Below are 3,550 nucleotides of genomic sequence, written 5' to 3'. Positions count from 1 at the left end.
TCCGAAGGCATTATTGGCCATTTGAGTTAGATTTTTCCTTTCACTTTCCCCTAATAATCCTCCTAAATATTGTCTGAACCCGTTTTTTTGCGCTTCGCTCTTGAAGCAATTGTCAAACCGCCGACACCATCGGTCAAAGCACGGGGCATCGCGGCTGGGGTTGTCTCTTTCATCGCCGATTTCTCAACGTAAAGTGCTTACTCTGTAACGATTATACTCGATTGGACCTTTGTTGAGCGTTTAAGTCCCACTAGAACGGCGGGGTTTCCCACCCAAAATTTTCGATGACTCGACAACCTCACGATCAATTTGCCAAACAATACCTAGAAGAATTGCTGTCTCCCCTGGGAAAGGTGGAAGTTAGCAAAGAAGTGGCGGATGAAACCCGTCAGGTGGATGTTTTCTTCTCTCCTCACTCTAATATGCGGGGAAATGCTCAATCTTTAGGTCTTTTAGGGCAAATGGTGACAACAAGCACTTTGCTTGAGCCTTTTCGCAATGCTCCCAATCGAACGGAAATTCGCAACTGTATCTTAAAATTGTTTTCGATTTTCGCTGAACTTCAACGGAAAGGGAAACGGGAAAAAACTGAGTTAAACGAGGATAACCTACCTAAATTGTGGATTTTGGCTACTTCTATTAGTTTGCACATCCTAGAGGGTTTTGATGCTAAATTAGAACTAGAAAACTGGACAGAAGGGATTTACTTTTTATCTCCCTCTCACCGAACGGCAATTATAGCGATTAATCAGTTACCTATTACCCCAGACACCTTACTGTTAAGATTGTTGGGACGAGGGAAAACCCAAAGCCAAGCGGTGAGAGAGTTGCTTGAGTTGCCTTTTGGCGATTCCTTCCGTCAAAATGTCATGGAATTATTGATCAGTTGGCGTGTGAGTGTTGAAATTAACAATCTTTTAGAATCAGAAGATAGGGAGGTATTTATGGCTTTATCTCAATCTTATTTAGAGTGGAAAGAGGCGACCAAACGGGAAGGACTTCAACAAGGACTTCAACAAGGACTTCAACAAGGACAACGACAAATTATTGAAAATTTAATGCAAGTGAGGTTTGGAGAATTGGATGAGTCTTTGATAAAAGTTATTGATGAGTTGCTCAAGTTATCACCGATGGAGTCTAGTCGCCTTTTGTTAGAGTCTTCACGGGAAGATTTAATCAGACGATTCCTCTCTGAATAAATTAATTAAGGTTCTTCAGTTTGTTTTATGCAAGGGACGGGGGTTATAAGGGATGTAACCCTTATATAGAAAGGCATTTAGCGATTTTTGTCAATTGTTTTTGATCTAGAGCGAACTAATCAATTAAGTCTCTTCCCAGATAAGGATTTAGTCGATTTATACCCCCCTATCGAACCATAACAAGTAACGAAGAGCCAGTTATAGTCATTTCAGATAAGTCTGATACACTCTAGACCGACAAAACCCTTGTGAACTCTGGGATTAATATTCTCAATTTTAATTGAAATGGCTATACCTTACTGACCGCCTTCTATTCTAGATAATCCCCTAAAAAGACGAGTTTATTCTTGATATCTTCGGCAGAGCGGGTAGCGATTAAATTGGCAAGAGCCTTTACCTGTTCTCCCACGGAATATCTTTGCTTTGCGGCCACAATAATTCCCGTATGGCTGATCGAGCGCGTCATATAGGATTTATGCAATCGACAAAAATCGCCTACATTAAAAGTATAAATTACCCGACCTTGCTGGGTTGCCCAAACCAGTTGATCGGGATCGGGTAGCTGAATGTTTTTCGCTTCCCAAGTGGTAATTACATCAATCTTCAGATTCCGCAAAGCTTCCACGACCGAGCGTTGACCCGCATCTTCATCAAGGTAGAGACGGATTTGACTCATTACAATTCACCGGCTCGATATCGGGATTCCCAGTCTTCACAATCCGCTCGGTAAGCATCGATATCGGCCTCTATCTGTTCTTTATTCGCGTGATAATACGCTAGAGCGCTATAAATTTGAGCCAGATTTAACTGAGGATACTCCTTAGCGATCGCTTCGGCACTCATTCCCGTTTTATGATCCATGACTAAACTTTGAATCGTGATTCTAGTTCCTGCGATCCGGGGACGAGCATTACAAATATCCGGACTAGCAACAATAAATTCGCTAATATCGATGCCTGTAGCCATATTTTCGCCTAAAGAAGTCCCTCTCATTGTAGCTCGATTGATACATCCGAACAACAAAAAAGCCCCCCTTTCAATGATTTAGACGCTAACTGATTGAGATGCCAAAAATAGGTAATTTATGGACTTTCTCATCAAAGTTAGGTTAGATTATGACCATTTCTTAATTAAAAAACCCACCAGAGAAAACAGCCCTAACCCTAAAATAGAACTAGGCTCCGGTACAGATGGATTGGGGGGATTAGTTTGTCCATCTAAACGAGCGAGCCAAGCTTCATTATTACCACTAGGATTAATTCCCCATCCCACGATAGACAGTCCATCCGCGGAAATTCCAGTCGCCTCGCTCAAAGTCCAACCCGTTAAATTTAAACCATAATCATTAGTTAAAACCTGTTTTAAGTTCCGCATCCCTTGGCTACTATTCCAGATAAATGCCTCATTACCATTAGCACTATTTCCATAACCAACCACAACAGACCCATCTTCTGATACTCCCAAAGCACTACCCACTGAAAATCCCCCCAGACAAGTCCCCTAGTCCAACCATTCCCGTCCCTTGCGTCCAACGGAATGCCTCATTACCATTAGCACTATTACCATAACCAACAACAACAGACCCATTTGCTGATACTCCATCAGCGTAGCTACTGAAACTCCCCCCCGGTAAGTCCCCTAGTCCTACCATCCCCGTCTGTTGTGTCCAACGGAATGCCTCACCACCATTAGCACCTATGCTGTAACCAACAACAACAGACCCATCTCCTGATGCTCCCCTTGCATCGCTAAAAACACTCCCCCCGGACAAGTCCCCTAGTCCTACCATGCCCGTCCCTTGCGTCCAACGGAATGCCTCATTACCATTAGCACTACTACCTCGACCAACAACAACAGACCCATCTGCTGATACCCCATTAGCGTAGCTATAGAAACTCCCCCCAGATAAGTCCCCTAACCCCTGAAAAGAGGCGGCCTGTGCGGGGAAAGCTACCCCGATCGCACCCAATCCGATCCCTACGCTGATATAATGGCCTAGTGTCCTGTTCATAACTTAATAAAAGTCCAAAAAACTAAGTGATTCTTACAATCTAGATGTTCACTTTGGTTTTGTCTGTGGGAATTTGTGGCCATTTTGGATTTTCTGATAAAATCATTTTTGTGGGATAAAGTGGGATTTAGTGGCAAAAAGGAGGGCAAGGATCATAAAACAAGCCTAAATTTGATTTTTAGGTTCGATCCCCCCTAGCCCCTAGGGTTGATTCATTTAAATTAAGTACAGCGGATTTTGAGTCAATAAATTTGACCGAAGATTCTCAAGTTTATCTTTTTCTAATCAAAAGAGTTAGTCACAATAACTAATCTTTAATCTTCTGCCAATATTTATTATG

Annotated in this window: 5 protein-coding genes and 1 pseudogene; 1 reads left to right on the top strand and 5 read right to left on the bottom strand. The window is 42.5% G+C overall.

Going from position 1 to position 3,550, the window contains the following annotated elements:
* Positions 1-173: pseudogene (locus tag IM479_RS08520) on the bottom strand (IS701 family transposase); the annotation flags it as partial.
* A gap of 111 nt (positions 174-284) precedes the next feature.
* Here IM479_RS08520 and IM479_RS08515 point away from each other — a divergent pair.
* Positions 285-1,199: a hypothetical protein gene (locus IM479_RS08515; RefSeq protein WP_287687766.1), complete on the top strand. Its 915-nt coding sequence runs from the start codon at positions 285-287 to the stop codon at positions 1,197-1,199.
* Positions 1,200-1,509: 310 nt separating this feature from the next.
* On the opposite strand, the gene IM479_RS08510 is transcribed toward IM479_RS08515, so the two are convergent.
* The 4 genes from IM479_RS08510 to IM479_RS08495 form a co-directional block, all read right to left on the bottom strand.
* Positions 1,510-1,875: a DUF5615 family PIN-like protein gene (locus tag IM479_RS08510; protein WP_287687765.1), complete on the bottom strand. Its 366-nt coding sequence runs from the start codon at positions 1,873-1,875 to the stop codon at positions 1,510-1,512.
* Positions 1,875-2,165 (bottom strand): DUF433 domain-containing protein, encoded by a 291-nt coding sequence (locus IM479_RS08505; RefSeq protein ID WP_149978467.1) that lies wholly within the window; start codon positions 2,163-2,165, stop codon positions 1,875-1,877. The genes IM479_RS08510 and IM479_RS08505 overlap by 1 nt, the downstream gene beginning before the upstream one ends.
* Before the next feature lie 147 nt (positions 2,166-2,312).
* A complete protein-coding gene (locus IM479_RS08500) occupies positions 2,313-2,675 on the bottom strand; it encodes a PEP-CTERM sorting domain-containing protein (protein ID WP_287687762.1) in 363 nt (120 codons plus the stop codon).
* The gene (locus IM479_RS08495; protein ID WP_287687760.1) at positions 2,668-3,210 is read right to left on the bottom strand and encodes a hypothetical protein; all 543 of its coding nucleotides are present in this window, start codon (positions 3,208-3,210) and stop codon (positions 2,668-2,670) included. The genes IM479_RS08500 and IM479_RS08495 overlap by 8 nt, the downstream gene beginning before the upstream one ends.
* Between the last annotated feature and the right edge of the window lie 340 nt (positions 3,211-3,550).

The sequence above is a fragment of the Microcystis sp. M165S2 genome, from assembly GCF_020245885.1.
Taxonomy (GTDB): Bacteria; Cyanobacteriota; Cyanobacteriia; order Cyanobacteriales; family Microcystaceae; genus Microcystis.
Note: the sequence above shows the minus strand (reverse complement) of the source record. Positions and strands in the feature narration are given on the sequence as shown.